Consider the following 26,363-nt stretch of genomic DNA (forward strand, 5'->3'; position numbering starts at 1 on the left):
TTCCTATTGATTATTGTTGATTCAAAAATTTATCTATAGGAAATTTAAAATTATTAATATCATTTGCTGTAATCCTAAGGGATCTTCCACTGGCTGGTGTCCCAATTCCATAAATATACTGTAAAAACAATTCACTTGTTAATATTTGTTTTGCAATATTTAAATCATAGCCATTTTCCGAAATAATATATATTCCTGCGTATGGAATAGCTTTACTACTAACTTCATATACCCCGACCTCATCAGTAACCACTGTAGATACCAGTAGTTTTTTCTTATTCATGTTTTGAAGGGCCTGACTTCTTCCATATTCAAACCATAGTGCTGATTTATCTGCATCTCGTTCTTCTAGTTCTTTTTTATTTTCTACTAGATATTTATATGTATTCGGATATTTCATTCGAAAATCTTCATCACTATAATTAATCACCTGATGGTTCCTTATTTTATACGGAAAAATAATGAATTCTTTATTTCCATACTTTTTATTCCTAGGACTTACTGCCGGACGTAATACCCCACTTTCAATTCTATATTCAACTTTTTTCTCTCTACTTATCACAAATACTCTATTTCTCTGTGTTGCTATCGCCATAGATGCCTTAAAAAAATCTCCAAAACGCCCTTCTTTTTGAGTAGTACTTATTTTTCCAAAAATCCATTTTTCTGACAAGTCCTTCTTTGGAATTATCTTGGTTTCATGCTTGGGTACATTATAGTATTTTATCTTTGACAAATGATGACCTTTTCGCAAAAACATAATAGCAGAAGATGTCATTGCCTCCGGAAATAATTTTTGATTAGGATAATCTTTGATTTCTTCAATATATTTCAGTATCAAATCTCTTAAATCCTGCGCATACACATTTTTATATATACTATTAGGAATCAAATAGACCATTTTTCCTGTCGGCGACAAATATTTAATAGCATTTTCAATAAATGCATAGCAGTAATCCGGCTTACCCTTTTTGCAAGTAACATACTCCTTTTTTATATAAACTCGAACCTCCTCTTCAAGATTTCTATACGAAATATATGGTGGATTTCCTACAATAAAATCAAACTCTAAATTAAAAGGTCTCGTCAAAACATCTCCCAAATAAATATTCCAATTTATTTCTTTTAAACCATATTTCTCTGCTACATCGTTTAAATTTTGAATACATTTTTTATATGTTTCTTCTACAACTTCTGCCCCATATATATCTTGCTCTAGACCGAGAACTATTTTCTCGGAATTATATCCCTCACGCATCGCATTTTGAATATAGCGTTCCACAGCAAGACATAAAATATTACCTTCTCCACATGAATTTTCTAATAAAGACTTACCATATAAATTTTGGCAATATCCCAAAAAATCCAACATTTCATTTGCGACTTCACGCAGTGTAAATTGCTGACATCTGCTATCCATAGTCCTCACCTGCTTTTAGATATACTTCATTTAATTTTACCACGTCTCTATTTTATCTACAATCATTTTTATAAAAATATTCCTCTTTAACCTAAAGATCTCAATTGCAAATTCCCTGCGGAAAATTTTTTTTCTCGCTGAAGTGATAAGTTTATTTCCACTTTGAAAATAGCAGAAAAAGAAGTGGCAATTACTCTTACATAAATGGGTGATTGCCACTTTTGCTATTCCTCAAAGTGGAATTAAGTGATACAATTAAAAGAAGAAATAGCAGAGCTGGTTGTTCGGAAAGGTTTTAGAGACATACTAAAAAAGCGGACTTTAGTCGAACGTTTAAAAGGTGTAGGACTAACTTCCACTTGCTGGGAGCGTATGTATTCCTGACAGCCGCCTGCTATTTCTTTCTTTATTTTCGGTTTTATCTGTATCTGTTCTTCAACAGATACGGTTTTAGGGTTACGTAATCCTTATCAATCTGCCGGATTCCAAAAGCGGACAGCTTTTCATAAAGGTCGTGGTACATAAAATCGGTAAGTTCCAGCGGGCTCTTACCGCCGAGCAGTTCGACGGGAGCGGAATTGACATGGCTGAGGATCTGGTTTAAGGCTGGCTGTCCAGTCAGCCCAAGTTCCTTTAAATCAGTCCCTTTGGGAAGGATGTAGCGCAGTTCGATGTGCTTGTTTTCCAAAGTCCCTTTCTGACCAGACTGCATAGGATCGCAGTAATATACCCGTGTCCGCCTTGTGCCGTCCGGACTGCTCTCCATGGCTTCGGCCAGGGAAAACTCCGTTCCCCTGTCCGTGAGCAGGACATGGACATATCTGCGGAATAAAGCCTTGCCAAGAATGGATTCAAGCAGGTCAATGCCGTTCTTCATGGCAATGGCAGTCTTCTCTTCGTGATATATGGCAAAGAGGATGCCAGCCCTTACAAACTTGAAGGTCTGGAGAAAGGGGCCATTTGTCTCATCGTTATATACGGTATCCATCTGTGTGACAAAGACATCCGGATTCTCAGAAATGTATTCCTTATAGTCTTTGTAGGTTCTGCCCTGCAGATACTTCCTGTCAACCCGTTTTTTATATCCCTTTGATTTGCTTTTGGGAATTCTTCTGGAAACCTGCCGCCGCAGATCCAGGACGGTGATACCGGCGATCTCGTGAAAGACATCATTTTCAATGTAATTGTAAAGAGTCTTTTCGGAAATGCCAAGCTCCGGGTGGTTGGTGACAATCTGATAAGGTGACTGTCCCTGCTTTAACAGTGGAGCAATGACAGAAGCCATGGCTTTTGCTTCCTGCACGGTCAGATTTACGCCTTCCCGGGAATCAATAAGGGTGGTGCGGTAAGCCATCTGTGCATCTTCGGGAGCATACTGAAATTTATCAAATCTGCAGCGAGTCCAGTCAGGGCAGCCGTTGCAGGCACCGGGGGAACGGTCGCGTCTGGAACAGCGGAAAGGGCTAAAATCAGGACAGTCGAGAGTACACTGGCGCCCGAAGACACACTTGCGGTAATTATTGCATTCAAGGGGCATTTTACACTTGTGTGTAAGCTTCCTGTGGAGTCTGATTTCCTTACCGATGGTAGACTTATCTTTCCCAATGGTCTGCGATAGAGGTCTTAGTAGAGCCGTTGGTAATACCAGTAAGAATAATACGGCGTTCCTGAAGAGTCAAATGGGAAAAGGTGTTTTTCAGATTCATATGTATACCAGCCTTTCCGGCGGCCATCTGATATGATAAGTGTAAGACTAAATGCCACATTTGTGGAGATGGAAAATTCTTTTTGAAGCAATTCTTTCTGAAGCATTTGACTTTTTATACCGGTTTGTTATATTAGCTTCAGTGATCGTGTTGCGGAAACTTGCGAAGCCCGTGACCTGGGAGAGCCTACGGATCTCTCCCTCTTTTGATATATGGAGATGAATACTATGATAAAATCCCACTTTACTTTTAATTAAGGCAAATTCGCCATAATTAAATTCCGGATGATAATTTCTCGCCTGGTATACTCTCCCGCACGCACAGCGCCCCATATCCAACCTGCGGATTCGGAAAGCTCTCAAATCCCGGCAGTTCCTTCGCGCCTCTGATCAGGTATGCCTTTACCTTTTCGCTGTATAGATAGGGGTCATTTCTCCGCACGATTCCCCATTCCATCAGCAGGGCGCTCGCCCCTGTGACAAATGGCGTCGCAAAGGAAGTCCCTGTCACGCTGTGGTATCCCCCTCCCGCCTGCGGGGCCATGATATTGACGCCCGGCGCGACAAGCGTCGGTTTCACCTGGTTTGTCACCCTGGTATATCCGCGTCCGGAGAATCCGGCATACGACAGCAGTCTGGAATCATACGCTCCGACAGCAATCACCCGCTGGGCTGTGGACGGTATCGTCAGCGTCGTTTCCGGTGTCGGTTCATAGAAACGTGTTGCCGCCCCGATCACCTGCCCGCCCGGCAGCCACATATCATAATTGCCCTGCACAATTCTCCTCGGAATCAGACGGATGGTCCAGACTCCGCTGTCCAGGTAACCATTCAGAGGGAGGAAATCCAGATAGATCTCCTGCGCGGGGCTGTACGGGTTCGGTTCACCGTAATAGAACAGGACCTGTGTGCCGGGGAAATTCAGCCGCTGCGCGTCCTGCGCTGCCCGAATCGGGCCAAAGGAGGAGCCCCCGGGGTGTACCAGGACAATGTCCACTTCGTCTTCATATTGTTTCCAGATCTGAACACTGAGCGCCTTCTCGTATGTACCTATCCCCAGCTGAACATCCCGCACGGTGCCCTCCACTAACTGCCCGGACGTATGTCCTCCAAGTGCCGCATCATTTCCTGTACCGACGCTGATGACATTTCGCCCTACACCGGACGCGGCATCCAGGTACGTCTCGATCAGCGAATCCCCGCTGTGAGATCCGTATGCATTTCCAAAACTAAGGTTGACGGCCAGAGGCATACGGTTTGCATAGGCCAGCTTTATCACATAATCGACAGCCTGCATCAGTTCTGTCGTCCTGGGGAATCCATCTTCCTCAGGTGATCCGAGTTTTACCACGAGCAATCCGCTCCTCGGCGCCACTCCCCGGTAGATGCCGCGGCTTGCCGAACCGTTTCCGGCGGCAATCCCCATAACCGAAGTCCCGTGTCCGCTTGTATCTCTGCTCGGAACGATCTCCTGCCTTTCTGCCGGTGTCCCCGCACGAAGCGCCCTGTCGATGTCCTCTTTTGTATATTCTGTTCCCAGGCTGTACCCAACGGGCGGATTTCCGGGTATCGTCTGATCCCACAGATACTGTATCCGCGTGGTCCCGTCAGAATTCAAAAAATCCGGGTGGCTGTAATCAATTCCCGAATCAATACAGGCCACCCAGATTCCTTCTCCAAACAAGTCGAACATCCCTGTCTGCACACGGTTGACACAGCTGGCTGTTCGTGCCTGATCCAGTGCGAAGTACAGACGTTTTGGTTTCTCAATATATTCTACAGCCGGATTTCGGGAGAATTCCCCCAGTCTGGACTGGCGAATGGTAACAATTGCATAATTGTTCAGCAGAGGCGTAAAAGACACCACCTCATCAGCAAGTTCTTCCGGTGTTCCCGAGTAGCGGACGATCAGATCCCAGGTACGCTCCTCAGCGTCGTATCCCACGTCCAGTTCCAGCGATTCTTCCCGCTCTTTCGGCGTCGCTTCCAGTGCAAGATTCAAAAGGTTCTCAAGTTTTTGATCGCTCATCACAATATCCGTTTTTTTATTATTGTATGAGCGGCCTTCGCAGATTATCCAAGAAATCCAAACGGTTCCTCATCGTGCAGAAAATGCATCAGCTGGTACGCACACATGATCGCAACATTTTCTTCCTTCAGGATCCGCGCGACCTCCGCGCGGTCTGCGAGGACGACCTCGATCTCCTCGTTCGGCTCAAGGAAACGATCGCTTATCTCCCCCTGTGCATATCCGTATACCGTTGCACAGGATTCATCCGTCATACCGACCGTCGTAAAAAACGGGCGTTCTAAGTCACCTGCCGATGTGATTGGATCAAGATGAAGTCCCGTCTCCTCTTTCAGCTCCCGGATCGCCGCCGCATGGTAATCTTCGCCCTCATCGACGAGTCCCGCCGGAAACTCATAGATATAATCATCCAGCGTGTAACGGTACTGCCTTACCAGAACTACACGGTCCGCATCGCCTCTCAAGACCGAAAATATCACAACACCGTCCGGCGGATTCTGATGGGTGTTCAGCTTCAGATCTTCTGCATTTTTTGCCCTGGATGCCACATAGTAGTTATGATCCCTGCCCTTTTTATTTATTGCCTTCAGTTCATACAGATTGACATACGGATTGGATGTCTTTGCATGAATTTCCTTTATTTTGCCCATGATACCCTCCTAAAGTTTCATCGTCAGGCTGATTCTTTTCCTGGCCATATCCACGCCGAGCACTTTGACTTCTACCACATCTCCCACACTGACTGCTTCCAGCGGATGTTTGATAAACCGGTCTGTCATCTGTGATATGTGGACCAGTCCGTCCTGATGGACTCCTATATCCACAAAGGCACCGAAATCAATGACATTTCTCACCGTTCCTTTGAGTACCATTCCTTCCTTCAGGTCTTTCATCTCCATAACGTCAGAGCGCAGGATCGGGAGCGGCATGTCCTCGCGCGGATCACGGCCCGGTTTGCAGAGTTCTTTTACAATGTCACGCAGCGTGGGCTCGCCCACCCCCAGCTTGACGGCCAGCTTCTTATAATCGCCGACCGCAATACTCTTTGCACCGGGTTCCAGAATCCATTCGGGGCTGTATCCCAGTTCCTTCAGAAGATTTTCTGCAGCCTGATAGCTTTCCGGATGGATGCTGGTGGCATCCAGCGGCTGCTTTCCTCCGTTAATGCGCATGAAGCCTGCACACTGCTCGAAAGCTTTCGGTCCGAGTTTCGCCACTTTCAGCAGCTCTTTCCTGCTCTCGAACTTCCCGTTCTCCTCCCGGTAAATCACGATATTCTTTGCGATGACCTTCGTGACACCCGATATATATTCCAGCAGCGGTGCAGACGCCGTATTCAGATCGACGCCGACACGGTTCACACAGTCCTCCACGACACCGCCAAGCGCCTCGCCCAGTTTTTTCTGATTCATATCGTGCTGATACTGACCGACACCGATCGCCTTTGGATCGATCTTTACGAGTTCCGCCAGCGGGTCCTGCACTCTTCTTGCTATGGACGCTGCGCTTCGCTGACCCACGTCAAAATTCGGAAATTCTTCTGTCGCCAGTTTGCTGGCGGAATATACGGAAGCACCTGCCTCATTCGTGATGACATACTGAACCTTCCCCGGAATCTCCTTCAGAAGTTCAACGATAAACTGCTCGGATTCCCTCGATGCCGTTCCGTTGCCTACGGAAATCAGCGTCACGCCATACTGGCGAATCATCTTTTTTAATACCTCTCTGGCAGCTCTCTGCTTTTCCTTCGTCGTGGGCGCCGTCGGATAGATGACCGTTGTATCAAGCACCTTTCCCGTCGCATCCACGACGGCAAGCTTACATCCGGTCCTGAATGCGGGGTCCCATCCAAGCACAACCTGACCGGTGATCGGCGGCTGCATCAGCAGCTGTCCCAGATTCTTTCCAAACACTTTGATCGCGCCGTCTTCCGCCCTCTCCGTAAGCTCACCGCGGATCTCCCGTTCGATCGCGGGTGCGATCAGACGGCGGTAACTGTCCTCCACGGCAGCCCTCAGGATCGGAGTTGTATGAGGATTATCCTTTCTGATTGTCCTTTTCTCCAGGTAACGCAGGATATCCTCCTCAGGAGCTTCGATCTTTACTGTCAGAATCTTTTCCTTTTCTCCCCGGTTCAGCGCCAGAACCCGGTGCCCCGCAATCTTTGAAACCGGTTCTTCAAACTGATAATACATCTCATAGACCGATTCGCATTTATCATCCTTTGCAGAAGATGTTAGCAATCCCTTTTTCATCGTCACGCTTCTGATGTGACTGCGGAAATCTGCATTATCCGAAATATTTTCAGCAATGATATCCGATGCGCCGGCGATAGCTTCCTCTACAGTAAGGACTTCTTTCTCCTCCGAAAGAAAGGCCTTTGCTTCATCTTCAATGGGGTGTGCTGCCATCTGAAGCGTGATCACAGCGGCGAGAGGTTCCAGTCCCTTCTCCTTTGCAATGATCGCTCTCGTCCGCCGTTTTGGACGGTACGGACGATAGAGATCTTCCACCTCCACCAGGGTTCTGGCATTCTCCACAGCCTTTTTCAGTTCCTCCGTCAGTTTTCCCTGTTCTCCGATCGTAGTGATAACCTGCTGCTTTTTCTCATTCAGATTGCGCAGATACATCAGACGTTCGTACAGGTTTCTCAAGACCTCATCATCCAGGGAACCTGTCATCTCTTTTCGGTATCTGGCGATAAAGGGTATCGTATTCCCCTCATCGATCAGCTTTACTGCCGCATCCACCTGTGATTTTTTTATATTCAGCTCTTCGCCGAGCGCCTGATTAATGTCCATATGATTCCTCCTGATTTTTGCTATGATAACCTTATCAACCCCATTTCAATTTGTCAATACTTGTTGTAAAGCCCTCTACTTCATGATAAAATATACGCGTAGCAGTCTGACTGTTACGTAAACCCAGAAAAAGAATTTATCATTACATTCAGAAAGCGGGATCGTATCATGGAGCAAAATACTAATTTCAACGAAAACCCACAGCAGAATTACTACTATCAGAACCGGCAGGAGGCACCGCCTCCGGCATCCTCTTCGCCTTTATCGACCGCTTCCCTTGTACTTGGGATCTGTTCTCTGGTATTGATCTGCTGCGGAGGATCTTTTATTCTCGGTGCACTGGGAATCATCTTTGCCATTCTTTCCAGGGGCCGGACACCAATGAACGGAACGGCAAAAGCCGGTCTTGCATTATCCATCATCGGAATCGTTCTCTCAATTACCGTATATACTTTCTACATCGTGTCTTTTGTATCATCCGGAGAGTTCGACAATGTACTTCGGGGGTATGAATATTATTATCATAACGGCGAGGATGATTACTACGACGACTATGACGGCGATGATTATCTGGATGACCTTCTGCGCCGTTACCAGGATGGGCAGGGACAGGGCGGCTCTTTGACCGAGGGTGAGTTATAAATCACCCAGCGTGATCCCATACTGGAAGAGCAGAAAATTCCGTATCAGCCAGTTGATGAGAACGATGAAAAGCCCCGCATACACGTATCCGTTTCGGAACCGCATGCCGATTTTCAGCTTCCCTTTGGTCATCCATTCCAGCACATGGCTGATGCCGTACCAGATAAGCAGTCCCGCCGTATATACGACAATTGGATGATAGAGAAATGACTGAATCATATTACCTTTCACAAGAGCAAGTACAGCCCTTGTGCCTCCGCATCCGGGGCAGTAAAAACCTGTCACCTGATGAAAAATGCAGGGGTGCATGAAAAGTTTCCTCATGTTTATCATCCTTTCAGTTTCATTCCTACAGTATAACACAAATATCACAAAGAAAACGGAGAAGAAATACATGAAACGTTCGTCCAGAGAATTAAAAGAAAATGCCCGCGTCATATTAAACGGAAGATATGGAATATTCATCGGAACTTTTCTGGTATACTTTCTGATCGCAATGGCAATCGAGAGTGTACCGGTCTTTTTCCTCAGAACCGAAGGATCTTCGGGGATCGTGATCAGCCAGGTCATCACTCTGATCCTCTCGCTGATTATCAGTATTTTAGCGGCCGGCTTTAACCGGCTCAGTCTGAATGTTTCCCGCGGTCTTCAGGCAGGCGTCGGCGACCTGTTCTACTGCTTTTCGCATCACCCGGACAGGGTCATTGTGGTAAACTTCCTGATCTCACTGGTGGGCATCGTCTGTCAGATTCCCACGATCCTCATCACGGTATCGCTGGGCTATCAGTCATTTTATTATACGCCGCTTTCCTGGATTGCAGGTCTGCTGCTTTGCTCACTTGTGTTTGGCATCATCTCATACATCATCACGCTTGGCTTTTCACTGTCCATACCGCTTCTGATCGACAATCCGGATATGGGCGCCATAGAGGCGATGAAGACAAGTGCAGCCCTGATGAAAGGAAATAAGGGCCGTTATTTTTATATCTCACTGAGTTTTATCGGGATCAGCCTTTTGTGTATACTTTCTTTCGGAATCGGATATCTCTGGGCGTTCCCCTACATGTCCGTAACCTTCATGGAATTTTACCGTGAAACAATCGGCGAGCTGGACGGCGGTCCGCGGGATCAGATTTACTCGGATTATGATGCACAGGATTCCTGGTCTTAAATCTGAAAAAGAGGATACCTCTCTGCGGTATCCTCTTTTTCTCTGTCTGAAACATCAGGTGCTGCCGAAGTGTTATGAGAACAGGCGGTTCATCAGGTGCCATCCCTCTTCAAGCACATTTCCGCTCCCTGCAGCTTCCGCCTCATTATAATGCCAGTCGTGATCTCCGGGCGCAGTGCTGTCATACAGAAGATAGGGAACCGGATCGCTGGTATGAGTTCTGACACGGATCGGCGTCGGATGGTCCGGAAGAACCATCAGCCGATATGCCTCACCCGACGCGTCCATCCCTTCCCTCACCAGTCGGATGACCCGCTGATCCAGATTCTCAATCGCCTGTATCTTGCGCTCTACACTGCCCTGATGCCCCATCTCATCCGGCGCTTCCACATGGATGTAGGCAAAATCATATCCGCCCTCTGTCAGCGCCTTTACGGCGGCCCGGGCTTTCCCTTCGTAGTTCGTATGAAGACCGCCGTTTGCGCCTTCCACCACGATGTTATCCATCCCTGCTCCAACGGCTATCCCTTTTAACAGGTCGACCGCCGATATCATGACACCTCTCTTATGATATTTTTCTTCAAAAGAGTCGAGTGCTGGACGCGTGCCGGCTCCCCAGAACCAGAGGCTGTTCGCCAGATTGAGCCCCTTTTTCTTCCGTTCCAGGTTCAGCGGATGCTGTGAAAGTATCTCATAACTTCTCTCCTGCATCCTGCGCAGCATCGCATCCTGCGGCAGGTATTCGCTGATCGTCTGTCCCAGCACATCATGCGGAGGCGTCAGTGTTACGACGCTTCCTTTCGCCCAGATCAGGCAGTGGCGGTAGCTGGTGCCGAGATAAAACTGATATGTCTCATTTTGCAGCTCTTCCGCCACCGCTTCCAGAAGAATCTTAGCATCCTCCGTGCTGATCTCGTCCGAGCTATGGTCGATAATGGTTTTCTTTTCATACGGCTCATCCTCGGAGAGCGTCACGATGTTGCAGCGGATCGCCACGTCATCCGCCTTCATATCCACACCGATGCTCAGCGCCTCAAGAGGAGAACGCCCGGTATAATATTGTTTCGGATCGTATCCCATCACAGAAAGATTCGCAGTGTCGCTGCCCGGGCTCATGCCCTTCGGAATGGTATGGACCATGCCGATTTCCGAGCACGCTGCCAGCGCATCCATTTCCGGGGTCTTCGCATAGGATAACGGGGTCTTATCACCGAGGGCCGCAAGCGGCTCGTCCGCCATGCCGTCCCCCAGAACTATTACGTATTTCATCCCTGTCTCCTCTTACTCTTAAAATCTGGCACGGATCATGCTGATGATTCCGTCCGCATGCTGCGCTTTTTCCTGGTAAGCGGCTTCTGTCATCACGCCCGTTACAAACGCGAATTCACCTTCCAGGTCATCCACCTCGACAAATGCCGCATCGCCGAACAGTTCTTTTACTTTCTGTCCGTCCGCTGCCACAGAACCTTTCATGCGTACAAAGAAACGCTCCTCTACCTGGCTGATGTCCATCAGCTCCAGTTTTTTGCTGCTCCAGTTCATCATGATATTGCGGTTCAGATGTTTTGCGGCATCCACAACGTCAGCCACCACTGCACTCGCGGTCGGGAGTTTTCCGGCTCCGCTTCCATAGAACATGGCATCACCCAGGACATTGCCGTGTACAAAAATCGCGTTAAATACGCCGTTTACGCTGAACAGCGGGTTGGAACCGTCGATCATGACCGGGCTGACCATTGCATAGAATCCGTCTCCCACCTTTTTGCTGGTTGCCAGAAGTTTAATGCTGGTCCCCATTTTTTTCGCATATTTGATGTCGTCTGCTGTTATTTTCGTAATGCCTTCTGTATAGACATCTTCGTAGTCCACAAACCTTCCGAATGCCAGTGAGGAGAGAATCGCGATTTTTCTGCAGGCGTCATAGCCTTCCACGTCCGCCTCCGGATTGCGCTCTGCATACCCTTTTTCCTGAGCATCCTTCAGTACTTCATCAAAGTCAGAGCCGTCTGCGCTCATTTTCGTCATGATATAATTCGTCGTCCCATTCAGGATTCCTGTGATCTCATCGATCTCATCTGCAGTCAGGGAAGAGTTGAGCGGGCGGATGATCGGTATTCCGCCGCCGCAGCTTGCCTCGAACAGAAAATTAATATCTTTCGAGCGGGCAATCTCAAGAAGTTCCACACCATGTTTTGCAACCAGTTCTTTATTGGATGTGCAGACACTTCTACCGCTCTCCAGCGCACGTTTGACGAACGAATAGGCGGGCTCAATGCCACCCAGTACTTCCACGATAATCTTAATCTCCGGGTCGTTGATCACCGTCTCAAAGTCATGGACGATCTTTTCCTGTACCGGATCCCCCGGAAAATCGCGAAGATCCAGCACATACTTGATATTGATCTCCTCACCGGCTTTTTTATTGATGCTGTCATGGTTTGTATTGATGACCTCCACCACACCGGATCCCACGGTACCATAACCTAACACTGCAATATTAATCATCGTTTTATCTCCTTATGGTCTTTATTTATTGTAACAGTTTTAATCGTTCTCTGTCTTTTTCGAAGACAGCGCAATCCATTTCAGATATGCATTGATGAACGAATCGATGTCACCGTCCATCACCGCATCCACATTGCTGCGCTCTTCGCTTGTCCGGTGGTCTTTAACCATTGTGTACGGCTGCATAACGTAAGAGCGGATCTGATTTCCCCATCCGATATCAGATACTTCTCCGCGGATACCAGACAGCTTTTCCTCGTTCTCCTGCTGTCTGAGGAGATACAGTTTTGCCTTGAGCATCTGCATCGCCTTGTCCTTATTCATATGCTGAGAACGCTCATTCTGACACTGTACCACAATCCCTGACGGAAAATGTGTGATACGGATGGCGGATGACGTTTTATTGATGTGCTGTCCTCCGGCGCCGCTTGAACGATACGTATCGATCCGGATGTCATCGTCTTTTATTTCGATGTCCACGTCCTCCTCGATATCCGGCATCACGTCACAGGATACAAATGAGGTCTGACGCTTACCCGCCGCATTGAACGGAGAGATGCGCACCAGGCGGTGAACTCCCTTTTCCGATTTCAGATATCCGTAGGCATTTTCTCCCTGCACCTCAAACGTGACGGACTTGATGCCCGCCTCATCGCCGTCCAGATAATCCAGTACTTCCACGGTATACCCTTTTCGTTCCGCCCAGCGGTTATACATGCGGTACAGCATGCCTGCCCAGTCGCATGACTCTGTTCCGCCGGCGCCTGCGTGCAGGGTCACGATCGCATGATCCCTGTCGTACTCGCCGGACAGCAGTGTCTTCACGCGGATATCTTCAAACGTTTTGGTAAACTCATCCAACAGTTCCTGTATTTCGGGTATGACTTCCGGGTCATTTTCTTCATAACCCATCTCGATAAGCGTCTCCATATCCTCTTTCATGGATATCAGCCCCTGGTATGTGTCCATATCATTTTTCAGTCCCTTCAGCTCTTTCATCAGCTGCTGAGAGTATTCCGGATTGTCCCAGAAGCCCGGCGCTTCCATTTCCATTTCTAATTCCTGAATTCGCTTTTCCTTGTTAGCAAGGTCAAAGTGAATCCCTCACTTCCACTAATGGTTCTGTGTAATTGTTCAGGATGCCCCTGAACTGATCTAATTCAACCACTGCTTCACCTTCTTTCTTAAATTTTTATAGCATGCCTGCAGATACGTTACGCTCTGCGGCCACAGCACTGTTTGTATTTCTTTCCGCTTCCACATGGGCACGGATCGTTCGGATATACCTTTTCTGCGGTACGCTGCACCGGTTTTTTCGGGCCGCTGTCATCCTTGTTGGTTCCGGTGACCTGAGCCACCTGCTCCCGTTCCACCTTCTGTTCTATTCTGACATGATAGAGCAGACGCAGGGTATCCTGCTGAATGGATGCGGTCATCTCGTCAAACATCTCATACGCCGCCATCTTATACTCGACCTTCGGATCCTTCTGTCCGTATGCCTGCAGGCCGACTCCCTGACGGAGCTGGTCCATGTCGTCGATATGGTCCATCCATTTGCGGTCGATGATCTTCAGAAGAATGACGCGCTCCAGCTCACGAAGCTGCTCCGCCTCCGGAAACTCCGCTTCTTTCATCTCGTAGAGCTTCACTGCCTCTTCCTTGAGTTTCTGTTTGCATTCATTCTTCTTCAGTCCCGCCACGCGTTCTTCCGTCAGCGGCTCAAGCGGAATGATCGGAAGCAGTACCGTGTTCAGTTCTCCCAGATCCCACTCGGAGGAGTCGTTGTCCTCATTGATGCACATATCCACGGCATTGTCAACCGTGTCCGTGATCATCTTATAGATGGCATCCCGCATATTCTCGCCGTCCAGAACCCGGCGTCTCTCCTTGTAGATGATCTCCCGCTGTTCGTTGTTGACCTGATCATATTCCAGCAGGTTCTTACGGATGCCGTAGTTATTGCTCTCGATTCGTTTCTGTGCCGTCTCGATCGCATTTGACAGCATCTTGTGCTCGATCTGCTCATTCTCCGCAACGCCCAGTGTCGTAAACACCTTCATCATACGCTCTGAGCCGAACAGACGCATCAGATCATCCTCAAGAGAAATATAGAAACGGGATTCTCCAGGGTCTCCCTGGCGTCCGGAACGGCCGCGCAGCTGATTGTCAATACGCCTGGACTCGTGACGCTCCGTGCCGATGATCTTTAATCCGCCGGCCTCCCTGGACACGTCATCCAGCTTGATATCCGTACCACGGCCCGCCATGTTCGTCGCGATCGTCACCGTGCCGGCAACACCTGCCTGTGCCACGATCTCCGCCTCAAGCTCATGGAATTTTGCATTGAGCACCTGATGCGGGATACCCTCCCGCTTCAGCATGCCGCTCAGCAGCTCAGAGGTCTCGATCGTTATGGTACCGACCAGGACGGGCTGCTGTTTTTCATGTGCTTCCCGGATCTCTTCCACAACGGCTTTGAACTTTTCTTTCTTGGTCATATAGACGGCATCGTCCTGGTCCATGCGGACCACCGGCCTGTTCGTCGGGATCTCGATGACATCCATCCCGTAAATATCACGGAATTCCTGCTCCTCGGTCAGAGCCGTACCGGTCATACCGGCCTTTTTCGCGTATTTATTAAAGAAGTTCTGGAATGTGATCGTCGCAAGCGTCTTACTCTCCCTGCGTACCTTCACATGCTCTTTCGCCTCGATCGCCTGGTGCAGGCCGTCGGAATACCTTCTTCCCGGCATGATACGGCCGGTAAATTCGTCGACGATCAGTATCTGTTCATCTTTCACAACGTAATCCTGATCCTTAAACATCAGATTGTGTGCCCGCAGAGCCAGAATGATGTTATGCTGGATCTCCAGATTCTCGGGATCGGCAAGGTTCTCAATGCTGAAGAACTTCTCGACTTTGCGGATACCTTCCTCCGTCAGGTTTACGATCTTATCTTTTTCATTGACGATAAAATCACCGGTCTCCGTGATCTCCTCACCCATGATCGCGACCATCTTCGTCATCTCGCCGCTCGCCTCGCCTCGTTCCAGCTGCCTTGCAAGGATATCGCAGACTTCATACAGTTTCGTGGATTTCCCGCTCTGTCCCGATATAATAAGCGGCGTCCTCGCCTCATCGATCAAAACAGAGTCGACCTCATCGATGATCGCATAGTGCAGGTCCCTCTGCACGAGCTGTTCTTTATAGATGACCATGTTATCACGCAGATAGTCAAATCCCAGTTCGTTGTTTGTCACATATGTGATATCACAGGCGTAAGCGGCCCTGCGCTCATCGCTCTTCATGGAATTGAGCACAACGCCGACTGTCAGTCCCAGAAACTCATGGACTTTTCCCATCCATTCAGCATCACGGTGCGCCAGATAATCGTTGACAGTAACGATATGAACGCCTTTTCCTTCCAGGGCATTCAGATATGCCGGAAGTGTGGATACCAATGTCTTACCTTCACCAGTCTTCATCTCAGAAATACGGCCCTGATGTAAAATAATGCCTCCGATCAGCTGCACGCGGTAATGCTCCATGTTCAGCACACGCTTTGCCGCTTCACGCACAACCGCATACGCCTCAACCAGCAGATCGTCAAGCGTCTCGCCTTTTTCAAGGCGTTCTTTAAATTCACGGGTTTTATCCCGCAGCTCACTGTCGCCAAGCGCCTGCATTGCGGGGCGAAGAGCCTCTATCTGATCGACCTGCGGCAGAATCCGCTTTACCTCACGGGAACTGTGCGTTCCAAATACTTTCTCGATTATTTTCATTATCGTAATTCGCTCCTGAAATCTTCATATTTATACATACGTTTTTATTTTAGCACTTTTAACAGAGTAAAACAATCATATTTTCGTGAACTCCTCTGCTCACGCGGGCGCCTTCGGCATATAGACGCCTGTCGCCATCACCGCCGGTTTTCCGGTCTCTTCAATCCACCCGTCCATGGAAATCTGCGCCAGAGTCCTGCCAAGATGCTCAACCGTGGCCTTTATCATCAGATGTGTGCCTTCCTGGATGGGAGCAAGATAATTCATATTCAGCGAAACAGTCGGGGTAATCCCCGTAAACGCCGCTACACGTGTCAGCAGGCCTCCCGTACTGTCACACGCTGTCGCTGAGAGTCCCCCATGCATGGTATTCAGGGGGTTCAGCTGCCAGTGTTCCACCGGAAAGCGAAGCGTGATACTCTGCTCCCGGTAACTGCAATATGCCAGCTCCATCTTCATCATCTGCATGATGCCTGAATTTGCCACCCTCCGGTGCCTGAGCACTGCTTCCGTCATCTCCCGGAACAAGGACTCCTGCTCCGAAGCCCCCGCGCTCTTTATTTTATCTCTGTATGCAATGATTATTTCCGTCTCCATCAAACAATTCCTCCATTTTACTCTCCCGGTTGCCGCCATGAATCGAATTATAACACAGCTTTCAGAAATTACAAGGAATTCCGTAAGATTAAAAAGCCTGTTGTTCTGTGACCGATTCACTCTACGGGCACATCACAACAGGCATATATTACATGACACTGGCATAGTGTTTCTTATGATCACATGGATTTTCTCTCCGCAATCTCCGCCATCTTGGCGTCGTTCAGCCTCGTATCGCCGTGAACGCGGCTGTATGAGAGGTAACCGTTCATGCGGTCGATCTTCGTCAGATTCGTGGAACCGCAGACCGGGCACACATCCATCTCCAGTTCCTGATGACCGCAGTCGTCACAGTACGCCAGCGAGAGATTGACGCCCTCGTAATATCCCAGATCCATCGCACGGCAGATCAGAGCTTTGATCGCCTCAACATTGTAATCAATCGGATAGCGCACATACTGAATCTTCCCGCCGTTGCACAGTTCCCAGAACCTTCCCTCCAGATCCTGCTTCTCGATCGGCGTGATATCCTCCGTCACATGGCAGTGGAAACTGTTGCTGACATAAGGGCGGTCCGATACACCGCGGACGATCCCGTACATCTTACGGAACTGCTCCACCTGTAATCCGCACAGACTCTCCGCAGGCGTTCCGTAAATCGCATACAGAATGCCGTCTTCCAGTTTGTATTTTGCAACCTTATCGTTGATATACTGCAGCACCTCAAGCGCAAACTGACCGTCCTCTGCAATGGACTTTCCATTATACAGCTCCTGCAGCTCATTGAGAGCCGTGATTCCAAATGACGCCGTCATAGGCTTCAGAAGAGGACGAATCTTATCCGAAGGCTTCAGATGGCCTCCGTAGAAACCGCCCTCACAGTATCCCAGAGGATTCGTAGACGCTCTCATTTCGCCCAGATAATCATACGTGCGAATATGAAGCTGACGGATCATCTCCAGGTAAAAATCCAGCACCTCGTAAAAATCACGGTTTTCCGAACGGGATTTCGCAAGAATCATCGGGAGATGCAGGCTGACAGCGCCGATGTTGAATCTTCCCACGAATACCGGCTTATCGTCCGGATCGGCGGGGTTCATCCCGCCCCGTTCATACCAGGGGCTCAAAAATGCACGGCAGCCCATAGGGCTGATCACCCTCCCATACTGTTTATACATGCTCGAGATATATCCCTTGCCCGTCATGGACAGCCAGTCGGGATACATCGTCTTCGCCGAACAGGAAACCCCCGCCTCGAACACCTCCTCGCACGGGCATCCCGGTCCGTGCAGGTTCTTGTCAAACAGGAAAACGATTTTGGGGAAAAGAACCGGTTTTTTATGTCCCTTCTTTCCCTGTCCGCCCATGTGAACTTCCAGCAGAGACAGAGAGATCATTTTTTCGAAATGCTCTGTTCCCAGTCCGATCGTCACGGTCACAAACGGGTAGTCCCCCCTGGAGGAACCGACCGTATTCAGCTTATATTCGATGCCCTGCCATCCCTGGTCACAATCCCTGCGAACCTTATCCATGGCGTATTCCATTGCCTTTTCTTCTCTTCCGGCCCAACCCGCGTCCGCATATTTCAAAAATTCTGCATAATACTTGTCGTAGCTTTTCTGTGCATAGGGTCCCAGAATCTTATCCACTTCCGGAACTGTAAATCCGCCGTACTGCTGTGCTGCAGTGCTCAGGATAATGTCTCCCATCACATCGAATGCCGTGTCGAGAGTCTTCGGTTCGTTGTACCAGACATTTCCCATCTCAAAGCCATCTTTAAGCACCGTTGCCACATCGAACAGACAGCAGTTGATCGTGTCAAGACGGGCAGACTGGTCATGGATATAAATGTAGCCGTCCTTGCATGCCTGCAGCTCATTGCGATTCATAAAAAATTTGCGGTACAGTTCTTTGTTCAGTTCATTGAAAATCAGGCTTCGCTTTGTCGCCACAAGCGCACTGTCCGTGTTGGCGTTGCTCTTATCGCCGATATAGCGGATGGACTGGCTCTTTGTATACACATCATCCATCATATGTATAAAGTCTATCTTGTAGTTCCGATAATCACGGTAGCTCTTTGCCACCGCGGGATTCACTTCCTCCAGCGCCCCTTCCACGATATTGTGCATATCCTGAATGGGCAGTTCTTTCTTCCCGAGTCTCTCCGCCTTCTCCGTCGCATACTTACAGATGAATGCAATCTCTTCATCCGTGAACTGGTACAAGATCCTCCCTGCCGATTTATTGACCGCTCTGACAATCTTGTCCGCATTAAATGGTTCTCTCGTCCCGTCCTTTTTTATGATGTATACCATTTTATCTGTCTCCTTTTTTGCTGACACCTTTTCCCTATCAACATCTTGTGTTTTCGGGCGTCAAATAACTTTTTTATCACTATATCTTGTATCCATGAGTATAGCACGCGTCCTGTGGAAAGTCAAATCCCCCAAGCAGAGTGCCAGACTATGTTCAGACTTTTACCGTGTCACATCCTTCAGCCATTTATAGGAACGGTACCTCTTAAACGCCGGCAGAAATTTCACCGCCTCATCACACGTGATCAGGGCATAGACTGCGGGAACCGGTAATTTCAGGATAAACGCCGCTACGGCCCCCAGTATGATGGAGCAGCCCCAGAGTCCCCAGACATCCAGTATCAGTCCGATCCTTGTATCGCCGCCGGACCGGAGGATACCCACGATCAGTGTGCAGGAAACGCTCTGGATCACGCAGAAATATGACATGATAAACATCATGTATCCCAGATATTCCCTTGCCTCGCCAGTCAGCACCAGAAACGCATCCGCCACAGGCCGGACCGCAAAAAAGATAAAGAGTCCCCCGGCAATCCCGACGATCAGCGAAAGCTTCATGAACCGGGAAGCATATACCTTTGCAAGATCCCTGCGGCCCTCTCCGATCGTCTTGCCCAGGATAATGGCAGCTGCCCCCGACACCCCGAGAGACACGACCATCGCCAGCTGTCTGCTCGTCTGTGCCACTGAGTGTGCCGCTACCGCGGCGCCCCCCAGATGTCCCATGACAGCGCTGATCATCGCCATTCCGGACCCCCATATCAGCTCATTTGCCGCAACAGGCATCGCATAGCGTACAAAGTCCCGCCTGAGTCCCCCGTCCCTGACAAAGATATCACGTATCCGGACGTTCAGCACATCGTTGTACTTTCTGTCATACAGCACAATGATGACCAGTTCTATGCAGCGTGCTGTCAGCGTACCGATCGCCGCACCTGCAGTCCCGAGTTTTGGGGCTCCCAGCAGCCCGAAGATAAAAATGGCATTGACGATGACATTGACCAGCAGAGACACCGCATAGGTAACCATGCCCACGAGGACACGCTCCACACTTCGCATCAGATTCAGATAAACCATATTGACAGACATCAGCAGATAGGAGAATCCTACAATCCTCAGATAACGGATTCCTTCCGCTATGATGATATCTTCCTTCGTAAAAATGAGCATCAGCCTTCCGGGTATAAAAATCGCGGCCGCACCAAACAGCAGGCCTACGATGATCGCAAAGCGGAAAGACATCCCCATCACCTTTTCTATGGTACGGGTATCCTTTCTTCCCCAGTACTGTGCCGTCAGCACAGCTGCCCCCGAAGTGAGTCCGAACATCAGCAGGTTGAGTATGAAACTGATCTGGTTTGCAAGAGACGCCGCCGAAAGCGCCGTCTCTCCAACTCTCCCCAGCATAATAACGTCGGCCGCAGTCACACCGACGTTGATCAGGTTCTGAACCGCCATCGGCAGAACCAGGGAAAACACCATTTTATAAAATTGTTTTTTCTCCATCACAGTAATTCTTTCAGGATCTGATTGACCATAGCCGGATTTGCTTTTCCTTTCATGGCCTTCATCGTCTGCCCCACGAGGAAGCCGACCGCCTTCTCCTTTCCATTGTGGTAATCTTCCACAGACTGTGGATTTGCAGCAATGACTTCTTCTATCGTACTGCGGAGCGCACCCTCGTCGTGGACCGTTTTCAGACCCTTCTCCTCTACATACGCATCCGGATCTATATTTTCGTCAAATATCTTTTCAAAGACTTCCTTCGCCACCGTACTGTTGATCGTGCCTGCATCAGCCAGTTCAATCAGCTTTGCCAGGTTTTCCGGCGCAAACCGGATATCTTCTGGTTCCATCCCGCGCTCTTTTAACAGACGCAGCGTCTCCACCATCAGCCAGTTTGACACCTTCTTCGGTTTCCTGCAGATCGCGGCCGTCGCCTCGAACAGATCCGCCAGCCGCTTGGACGAGGTGATAATCTGTGCATCATACCCGGGAATCCCAAATTCCTGCTGGTAGCGTTTCAGTTTCTCAGTGCGCAGCTCCGGCTGCCGGGCACGTATCTCCTGAATCCATGCGTCGCTGATCACAACAGGCACCAGATCCGGATCCGGAAAATACCGGTAGTCCTGCGCATCCTCCTTTGATCTCATCGGATAGGATTCCCCGGCACTGTCATCCCATCTGCGCGTCTCCTGCACCACTGTTTTCCCGTCCTCCAGCAGATCGATCTGTCGCTCTTTTTCACTTTCGATCGCTCTTGCGATCGCCTTGAAGGAATTCAGGTTTTTCATCTCTGTCCTCGTGCCGAACGTCTCCGCCCCAGCCTCCCGGACGGAGAGATTGACGTCCGCTCTCATGGAGCCCTCCTGAAGCTTACAGTCAGAAGCCCCCAGATACTGGATGATCATCCTGAGTTTCTCGAGATACGCGATAACTTCCTGCGCACTGCGCATGTCCGGCTCGGATACAATCTCAATCAATGGTACGCCGCTCCGGTTATAATCCACGAGGGAACAGTCCTCCCATTCATCGTGAATCAGTTTCCCGGCATCCTCCTCCATATGGATTTCGTGTATGCCAACACGCTTTATTCCCCCGTCCTCCGTCTCAATCTCAACAAATCCGTCGTGACAGATCGGCAGGTACAGCTGAGAAATCTGATAGTTCTGCGGATTATCCGGATAGAAATAATTCTTTCTGTCAAACTTACAGTTCTGATTGACCGCACAGTTGGCAGCAAGCCCTACCGCCAGCGCATATTCCACTACCTGTTTGTTCAGTACCGGCAATGACCCGGGCATCCCCGTACAGACCGGGCATGTGTGGGTATTGGGAGCGCCGCCGAACTGTGTGGAGCAGGAGCAGAAAATCTTTGTCTTCGTCGCAAGTTCCACGTGGACTTCCAGTCCGATCACCGTCTCATACTGTCTGCTCATCCTACTTCACTCCTCTCATCACAGGTTCCCGATATGTCCTGGTCTGTTCAAACGCATAGCCTGCCCGTATGATATTGTCCTCCCGGTAACAGTCTCCGATCAGCTGGATGCCGACGGGAAGCCCTTTTGCATCCGTTTTGCACGGGACACTCATTCCGGGCAGGCCTGCAAGGTTCACCGATATCGTATAGATATCACCCAGATACATTTTCAGCGGGTCGGCCAGACTCTCGCCCAGTCTGGGGGCTGTCGACGGCGCTGTCGGTCCCAGGATTACATCATATTTTTCAAATGCCCGGCTGAAAGCCTCTCTGATCAGCGCTTTGGCCTTCAGGGCTTTCAGATAATACGCATCATAATATCCTGAGCTCAGCACAAAAGAGCCCAGCATGATCCTTCGCTTCACTTCCTCGCCAAAGCCCTCCGAGCGGGTTTTTTTATACATGTTGTGCAGTCCTTCGTATTCCGGTGTGCGGTAGCCGTATTTGACGCCGTCAAACCGCGACAGGTTCGAGCTCGCCTCTGCAGATGCAATAACATAATATGCCGGGATCGCATATTCCACCAGGCTCAGGTCAAACTCCTCCACAACGGCTCCTTTTTGCTTCAGCACGTCAGCCGCCTCCAGTACCGCCTCCCGCACTTCTGCTTCGAGACCCTCTCCCATATAATCAGAAGGGATACCGATCCGCATTCCCTTCACATCATCTTCAAGCGCACTGGTAAAATCATACGATGCGCGTTTTACAGATGTGCTGTCTTTTTTATCATAGGAAGCAATCGCTTCCAGAACTGCCGCACAGTCCGTCACATCCCTCGCTACCGGTCCAATCTGGTCCAGCGATGATCCGTAGGCAATCAGCCCATAACGCGATACCGTGCCATAAGTGGGCTTCAGTCCCGTGACCCCGCAGAAAGAACTCGGCTGCCGTATCGAACCTCCGGTATCAGAACCGAGCGCGTAGAAGCATTCGCCCGCGGCAACACCGGCACATGACCCGCCGGAAGAACCGCCGGGCACATGCTGCAGATTCCAGGGATTGCGTGTAACGCCAAACGCCGAAGTCTCTGTTGTGCTCCCCATTGCAAACTCATCCATATTCGTCTTGCCAAGGATTACCGCTCCTGCTTTTTCCAGGTTTTTCACTGCCTCTGCCGAATACGGCGGAACAAAATTACTCAGAATTCTGGAGCTGCACGTCGTAAGCGTACCTTCCGTACAGATATTATCTTTTACCGCAGCGGGAACACCCGCAAGCGGCCCCGCAAGCGTACCGTCGTCAATCTGCCTCTGAACTTCTTCTGCCCTTTTCATTGCCGCCTCTTCTTCTACTGTCACAAAGGAATGGATTTCCCCCTCGACAGCACGCACACGCTCCAGAGAGACTGTGACTGCCTCGGCGACGGAAATCTCTTTTTGTTTTATTTTTCTGCCAAGCTCGACAGCTGTCATACTCAATATTTCCATGAATCTGTTCCTCCTGCATCAATCGACTGTCCTGGGCACCTGATACTGCCCGTCTTTTTGTTCCGGTGCATTTGCCAGCATGCGTTCTCTGTCATCTCCGTTTTCCACGATATCATCACGGAAGACATTCTCGACCGGGAAAATGTGGGACATCGGCTCCACACCCGATGTATCCAGCTCCTTCAGTTTATCGATGTAGTCAAGCATACGTCCCATATCTTTCTTCGCCTGCTCTTTTTCCTCAGCGGAAAGCTCAAGCTTCGCCAGTATTCCAACATATTCGATCGTTGCGTCATTAATCATATCAGCCATTGTGATCTCCTTTCTGCTCGTTACTCCGGATAAATCTTTTCACATGCATCGAGATGAACTTCGAATCCTTCTCCGGTATAGTCCTCTTCAATGATAATCTGATCGCCCTCTTTCAGGACAAGATTCCTGTACTCGCCTGTAAGTTGCCCTGCCTCCAGAAATGAATGGAACACCTCATAGTCTCCGCGCTTCACCACTACCGATCCGTAATCACTGACCACTGTAAGATTATAATCGCCCGCCGGGAAGTCCACTCCGGCCTCCATTCCGTCCTCCAACACAACCGAGTGATCCTGTGCATTCTTCTGCGGTACTTTTTGAGAAGCAGTCTGTGCATTTTCCGAAGAAACTTCGACAGCCATCCCCGGCTGAACCTTCAGCGCCCAGCCCTCAAACAGCCGAAAATCATCCGCGGTTGTCTCTGTTTCATACGGATATTCTTCCTGATATTCATCGTACGCCGCCACCTCTTCCGACCAAAGCGTTTCCAGGCGGCAGATCATCAGATCCGTGTCCTCCAGTGTCACATTCCCCAGACCTTCCACTGCCTTTACGCTGTACTGCCCAACCGGCAGCTGGCTTCCGCCGATATAGACGCCCGGCTGCAGTACCGCGGTCATACTCTCTCCGCCTTCGGGCAGCACTTCGGTCACATACTCGTATGGATCGTAAACATATTCTTCATCACCCGTATTGGTTTCCCATACCGCTGCAGTTTCCGCCCGGCCGCTTTGAATCTCAGAAACCTTGTCATAGATCCACTCACCCGCGCTCGAAATAACGCCGACTGCCACAATCACGGCGACCACAATCCCGCCAAAATTCCTCTTCTTCGCCGTTTGTTCTTTATGATACGGGTAGGAAGCCCGGTTTCCATACATCTCCTTTGTCCTGCGCTGCGTGCTCTCAGTCCTCTGCGCATTCACCGCCTGCGCGGAAGGTGGTTTTTTATTCCCCGCAGCTTTCTCCTTCTGCACTGTCACAGTATATCCCCCGCTACCATTTAAGCGGTATGTTCTTCTGCGGTTATAATTCATCCCGCAGTCCTCGCACCTGCCGTTCACGATACGGCCTTCACATAGTAAACACCTGCTCTCTCCCATACTCTGCTCCTATCCGCTTCCCCGAAGCGCCTGCCAAATATATCCTCTTTACCATGAAAAAACCGTCCCGGAATACATACATATTCCGGGACGGGATATCATACATTTCCCGCGGTACCACCCGCTTTGCAGACCGGCGAATAAATACCGCACCGCTGCCTCTTTCGCACTTAACGGGTGCCGCGTGCTGACCTACTCATCCGTTCAGCCAGCCGGCTCCGGAGTGTTCCCTGTTGCTTTTTTCCCTCCAACAGCGCTCTCAGTCGGTGGCGCCGTATTCCTGTCAAGTTCCCAAAGCAGAGTCTCCCTCTCAGCCTTTTCATATTTGAAAATAAATGTCTGTTCAGAGGGGGATCTTTTTGTGTCAATATTCCCGCCCTCTGAACTGTTGCAATAATTTTATCATAATTATTTTTTCCTGACAAGGAGTTCATGAAAATTTATCATTCCGTATCCCGGGATTCACTTGTCAAGCAATACATTTCTCTGTATAATGGAAACATTGACACCGGGTGCACTGCACCTCAGTAAACATGGAGGAACTATCATGGATCAATTAATCATACCGGAAAACTACCATTCCGCGTTGAATCTTCACGATACACAGGTAGGTATCAAAACGGTAAAAGACTTTTTTCAGAAAGCCCTGTCAGAACAGCTCAACCTGCTGCGCGTCACGGCTCCGCTTTTCGTACAGCCGCAGTCCGGACTCAATGACAACTTAAACGGAGTGGAGCGTCCCGTTACATTTGGCATCAAAGAACAGGATGACGAGGAAGCTGAGATCGTTCATTCTCTTGCTAAATGGAAACGATATGCACTGCAGAAATATGGTTTTATCTACGGTGAAGGCCTTTATACGGATATGAACGCGATTCGCCGGGACGAGGACACTGATAATATCCATTCCATATTTGTCGACCAGTGGGACTGGGAGATCATCATCGACCGCCACGAACGCAACATCAACACCCTCAAGGAAATCGTCCGCAAGGTGTATAAGGCATTAAAAAAGACAGAAAAATATATGGCAATCGAATATGACTATATCGAAGAGATTCTTCCGAAGGAAATTTTCTTTATCACATCACAGGAACTGGAGGATCTCTATCCGGACCTGACTGCCAAAGAACGGGAATACCGCATCGCCAGAGACAAAGGCGCTGTCTTTATCATGCAGATCGGAGATTACCTGGCATCCGGTCAGAAGCATGACGGCCGTGCCCCGGATTATGACGACTGGTCCTTAAACGGCGACATTATCGTATATTACCCGGTGCTTGATATAGCCCTTGAACTGTCTTCCATGGGAATCCGCGTAGATGAGAAAGCCCTGATGCGTCAGCTGGAGATCGCCGGATGTCCGGAACGCGCCCAGCTTCCGTTCCAGAAAGCCATCGTGCGCAGAATGCTCCCTTATACCGCCGGCGGCGGAATCGGACAGTCCCGAATCTGTATGTTCTTCCTTCGAAAAGCGCATATCGGAGAAGTGCAGTGTTCTCTGTGGCCGCCCGAGATCATCGAAGAAGCCGCGAAGAACGGCATCACACTTCTTTAGAAATGCGAACGCTGCC

20 protein-coding genes are annotated in these 26,363 nt (G+C 49.5%); 3 read left to right on the plus strand and 17 right to left on the minus strand.

Features of this window, described 5'->3' with window-relative positions; translation table 11 throughout:
* Positions 1 to 10 precede the first annotated feature (10 nt).
* The 5 genes from NQ502_RS06150 to NQ502_RS06170 all read right to left on the minus strand — a co-directional run bounded on the left by NQ502_RS06150 (position 11) and on the right by NQ502_RS06170 (position 7,955).
* Positions 11 to 1,420, minus strand: coding sequence for an Eco57I restriction-modification methylase domain-containing protein (locus tag NQ502_RS06150; protein ID WP_044983693.1), 1,410 nt, complete (start codon positions 1,418 to 1,420; stop codon positions 11 to 13).
* A gap of 418 nt (positions 1,421 to 1,838) precedes the next feature.
* Positions 1,839 to 2,957 (minus strand): IS30 family transposase, encoded by a 1,119-nt coding sequence (locus tag NQ502_RS06155; protein ID WP_456115057.1) that lies wholly within the window; start codon positions 2,955 to 2,957, stop codon positions 1,839 to 1,841.
* Positions 2,958 to 3,399: 442 nt separating this feature from the next.
* Positions 3,400 to 5,154 (minus strand): S8 family peptidase, encoded by a 1,755-nt coding sequence (locus NQ502_RS06160; RefSeq protein WP_028530466.1) that lies wholly within the window; start codon positions 5,152 to 5,154, stop codon positions 3,400 to 3,402.
* A 44-nt stretch (positions 5,155 to 5,198) separates the two neighbouring features.
* On the minus strand, positions 5,199 to 5,804 hold the full coding sequence (locus NQ502_RS06165) for an NUDIX hydrolase (RefSeq protein WP_028530465.1): 606 nt from the start codon (positions 5,802 to 5,804) through the stop codon (positions 5,199 to 5,201).
* Between the two features lie 9 nt (positions 5,805 to 5,813).
* Positions 5,814 to 7,955: a Tex family protein gene (locus tag NQ502_RS06170; protein WP_028530464.1), complete on the minus strand. Its 2,142-nt coding sequence runs from the start codon at positions 7,953 to 7,955 to the stop codon at positions 5,814 to 5,816.
* A gap of 168 nt (positions 7,956 to 8,123) precedes the next feature.
* On the opposite strand from NQ502_RS06170, the gene NQ502_RS06175 reads away from it, so the two are divergent.
* Positions 8,124 to 8,597, plus strand: coding sequence for a DUF4190 domain-containing protein (locus tag NQ502_RS06175; RefSeq protein ID WP_049898566.1), 474 nt, complete (start codon positions 8,124 to 8,126; stop codon positions 8,595 to 8,597).
* On the opposite strand, the gene NQ502_RS06180 is transcribed toward NQ502_RS06175, so the two are convergent.
* The gene (locus NQ502_RS06180; protein WP_169579941.1) at positions 8,592 to 8,921 is read right to left on the minus strand and encodes a DUF2752 domain-containing protein; all 330 of its coding nucleotides are present in this window, start codon (positions 8,919 to 8,921) and stop codon (positions 8,592 to 8,594) included. The genes NQ502_RS06175 and NQ502_RS06180 overlap by 6 nt on opposite strands.
* Positions 8,922 to 8,991: 70 nt before the next feature.
* Between NQ502_RS06180 and NQ502_RS06185 the strand changes: the two genes are divergently transcribed.
* Positions 8,992 to 9,768, plus strand: a complete 777-nt coding sequence (locus NQ502_RS06185; RefSeq protein WP_169579940.1) for a DUF975 family protein — start codon at positions 8,992 to 8,994, stop codon at positions 9,766 to 9,768.
* A 72-nt stretch (positions 9,769 to 9,840) separates the two neighbouring features.
* Here the strand turns inward: NQ502_RS06185 and NQ502_RS06190 are convergent, their stop codons facing one another.
* The 11 genes from NQ502_RS06190 to NQ502_RS06240 all read right to left on the minus strand — a co-directional run bounded on the left by NQ502_RS06190 (position 9,841) and on the right by NQ502_RS06240 (position 24,789).
* A complete protein-coding gene (locus NQ502_RS06190) occupies positions 9,841 to 11,037 on the minus strand; it encodes a cofactor-independent phosphoglycerate mutase (RefSeq protein ID WP_028530462.1) in 1,197 nt (398 codons plus the stop codon).
* A gap of 18 nt (positions 11,038 to 11,055) precedes the next feature.
* A complete protein-coding gene (locus tag NQ502_RS06195; protein WP_028530461.1) occupies positions 11,056 to 12,273 on the minus strand; it encodes a homoserine dehydrogenase in 1,218 nt (405 codons plus the stop codon).
* A 39-nt stretch (positions 12,274 to 12,312) separates the two neighbouring features.
* A protein-coding gene (gene prfB, locus NQ502_RS06200; RefSeq protein WP_148511885.1) for a peptide chain release factor 2 occupies positions 12,313 to 13,441 on the minus strand; the annotation gives its coding sequence in 2 pieces (ribosomal slippage) (positions 12,313 to 13,365 and positions 13,367 to 13,441; 1,128 coding nt in all).
* Positions 13,442 to 13,487: 46 nt separating this feature from the next.
* Positions 13,488 to 16,055, minus strand: a complete 2,568-nt coding sequence (gene secA, locus NQ502_RS06205) for a preprotein translocase subunit SecA (protein WP_028530459.1) — start codon at positions 16,053 to 16,055, stop codon at positions 13,488 to 13,490.
* Positions 16,056 to 16,154: 99 nt separating this feature from the next.
* On the minus strand, positions 16,155 to 16,652 hold the full coding sequence (locus tag NQ502_RS06210) for a PaaI family thioesterase (RefSeq protein WP_049898560.1): 498 nt from the start codon (positions 16,650 to 16,652) through the stop codon (positions 16,155 to 16,157).
* A 179-nt stretch (positions 16,653 to 16,831) separates the two neighbouring features.
* Complete coding sequence (gene nrdD / locus NQ502_RS06215) at positions 16,832 to 18,967, minus strand: anaerobic ribonucleoside-triphosphate reductase (protein WP_028530458.1); 2,136 nt, start codon at positions 18,965 to 18,967, stop codon at positions 16,832 to 16,834.
* Between the two features lie 162 nt (positions 18,968 to 19,129).
* Positions 19,130 to 20,473: an MATE family efflux transporter gene (locus NQ502_RS06220; protein ID WP_044983692.1), complete on the minus strand. Its 1,344-nt coding sequence runs from the start codon at positions 20,471 to 20,473 to the stop codon at positions 19,130 to 19,132.
* Positions 20,473 to 21,906 (minus strand): Asp-tRNA(Asn)/Glu-tRNA(Gln) amidotransferase subunit GatB, encoded by a 1,434-nt coding sequence (gene gatB, locus NQ502_RS06225; protein ID WP_028530456.1) that lies wholly within the window; start codon positions 21,904 to 21,906, stop codon positions 20,473 to 20,475. Before gatB ends, NQ502_RS06220 begins: the two co-directional genes overlap by 1 nt.
* Position 21,907: 1 nt before the next feature.
* The gene (gatA, locus tag NQ502_RS06230) at positions 21,908 to 23,374 is read right to left on the minus strand and encodes an Asp-tRNA(Asn)/Glu-tRNA(Gln) amidotransferase subunit GatA (RefSeq protein ID WP_028530455.1); all 1,467 of its coding nucleotides are present in this window, start codon (positions 23,372 to 23,374) and stop codon (positions 21,908 to 21,910) included.
* An 18-nt stretch (positions 23,375 to 23,392) separates the two neighbouring features.
* Complete coding sequence (gatC, locus tag NQ502_RS06235; RefSeq protein WP_028530454.1) at positions 23,393 to 23,686, minus strand: Asp-tRNA(Asn)/Glu-tRNA(Gln) amidotransferase subunit GatC; 294 nt, start codon at positions 23,684 to 23,686, stop codon at positions 23,393 to 23,395.
* A 20-nt stretch (positions 23,687 to 23,706) separates the two neighbouring features.
* Positions 23,707 to 24,789 (minus strand): hypothetical protein, encoded by a 1,083-nt coding sequence (locus NQ502_RS06240; protein ID WP_028530453.1) that lies wholly within the window; start codon positions 24,787 to 24,789, stop codon positions 23,707 to 23,709.
* A 547-nt stretch (positions 24,790 to 25,336) separates the two neighbouring features.
* Here NQ502_RS06240 and asnA point away from each other — a divergent pair.
* On the plus strand, positions 25,337 to 26,347 hold the full coding sequence (gene asnA, locus NQ502_RS06245) for an aspartate--ammonia ligase (protein ID WP_028530452.1): 1,011 nt from the start codon (positions 25,337 to 25,339) through the stop codon (positions 26,345 to 26,347).
* The last annotated feature ends 16 nt before the right edge of the window (positions 26,348 to 26,363 follow it).

The sequence above is a fragment of the Ruminococcus gauvreauii genome, from assembly GCF_025151995.1.
Classification (GTDB): Bacteria; Bacillota; Clostridia; order Lachnospirales; family Lachnospiraceae; genus Ruminococcus_G; species Ruminococcus_G gauvreauii.

Bases quoted from the DNA above. Each gene is read 5' to 3' on its own strand.
- NQ502_RS06195 (WP_028530461.1), bottom strand. From the start codon at position 12,273: ATGATTAATATTGCAGTGTTAGGTTATGGTACCGTGGGATCCGGTGTG.
- NQ502_RS06210 (WP_049898560.1), bottom strand. From the start codon at position 16,652: ATGGAGACGGAAATAATCATTGCATACAGAGATAAAATAAAGAGCGCG.
- NQ502_RS06185 (WP_169579940.1), top strand. From the start codon at position 8,992: ATGAAACGTTCGTCCAGAGAATTAAAAGAAAATGCCCGCGTCATATTA.
- NQ502_RS06160 (WP_028530466.1), bottom strand. From the start codon at position 5,154: ATGAGCGATCAAAAACTTGAGAACCTTTTGAATCTTGCACTGGAAGCG.
- gatA (WP_028530455.1), bottom strand. From the start codon at position 23,374: ATGGAAATATTGAGTATGACAGCTGTCGAGCTTGGCAGAAAAATAAAA.
- NQ502_RS06170 (WP_028530464.1), bottom strand. From the start codon at position 7,955: ATGGACATTAATCAGGCGCTCGGCGAAGAGCTGAATATAAAAAAATCA.
- NQ502_RS06175 (WP_049898566.1), top strand. From the start codon at position 8,124: ATGGAGCAAAATACTAATTTCAACGAAAACCCACAGCAGAATTACTAC.
- secA (WP_028530459.1), bottom strand. From the start codon at position 16,055: ATGAAAATAATCGAGAAAGTATTTGGAACGCACAGTTCCCGTGAGGTA.
- gatC (WP_028530454.1), bottom strand. From the start codon at position 23,686: ATGGCTGATATGATTAATGACGCAACGATCGAATATGTTGGAATACTG.
- NQ502_RS06155 (WP_456115057.1), bottom strand. From the start codon at position 2,957: ATGCCCCTTGAATGCAATAATTACCGCAAGTGTGTCTTCGGGCGCCAG.
- NQ502_RS06220 (WP_044983692.1), bottom strand. From the start codon at position 20,473: ATGGAGAAAAAACAATTTTATAAAATGGTGTTTTCCCTGGTTCTGCCG.
- NQ502_RS06165 (WP_028530465.1), bottom strand. From the start codon at position 5,804: ATGGGCAAAATAAAGGAAATTCATGCAAAGACATCCAATCCGTATGTC.
- NQ502_RS06180 (WP_169579941.1), bottom strand. From the start codon at position 8,921: ATGAGGAAACTTTTCATGCACCCCTGCATTTTTCATCAGGTGACAGGT.
- nrdD (WP_028530458.1), bottom strand. From the start codon at position 18,967: ATGGTATACATCATAAAAAAGGACGGGACGAGAGAACCATTTAATGCG.
- NQ502_RS06190 (WP_028530462.1), bottom strand. From the start codon at position 11,037: ATGAAATACGTAATAGTTCTGGGGGACGGCATGGCGGACGAGCCGCTT.
- NQ502_RS06240 (WP_028530453.1), bottom strand. From the start codon at position 24,789: ATGGGAGAGAGCAGGTGTTTACTATGTGAAGGCCGTATCGTGAACGGC.
- gatB (WP_028530456.1), bottom strand. From the start codon at position 21,906: ATGAGCAGACAGTATGAGACGGTGATCGGACTGGAAGTCCACGTGGAA.
- NQ502_RS06150 (WP_044983693.1), bottom strand. From the start codon at position 1,420: ATGGATAGCAGATGTCAGCAATTTACACTGCGTGAAGTCGCAAATGAA.
- asnA (WP_028530452.1), top strand. From the start codon at position 25,337: ATGGATCAATTAATCATACCGGAAAACTACCATTCCGCGTTGAATCTT.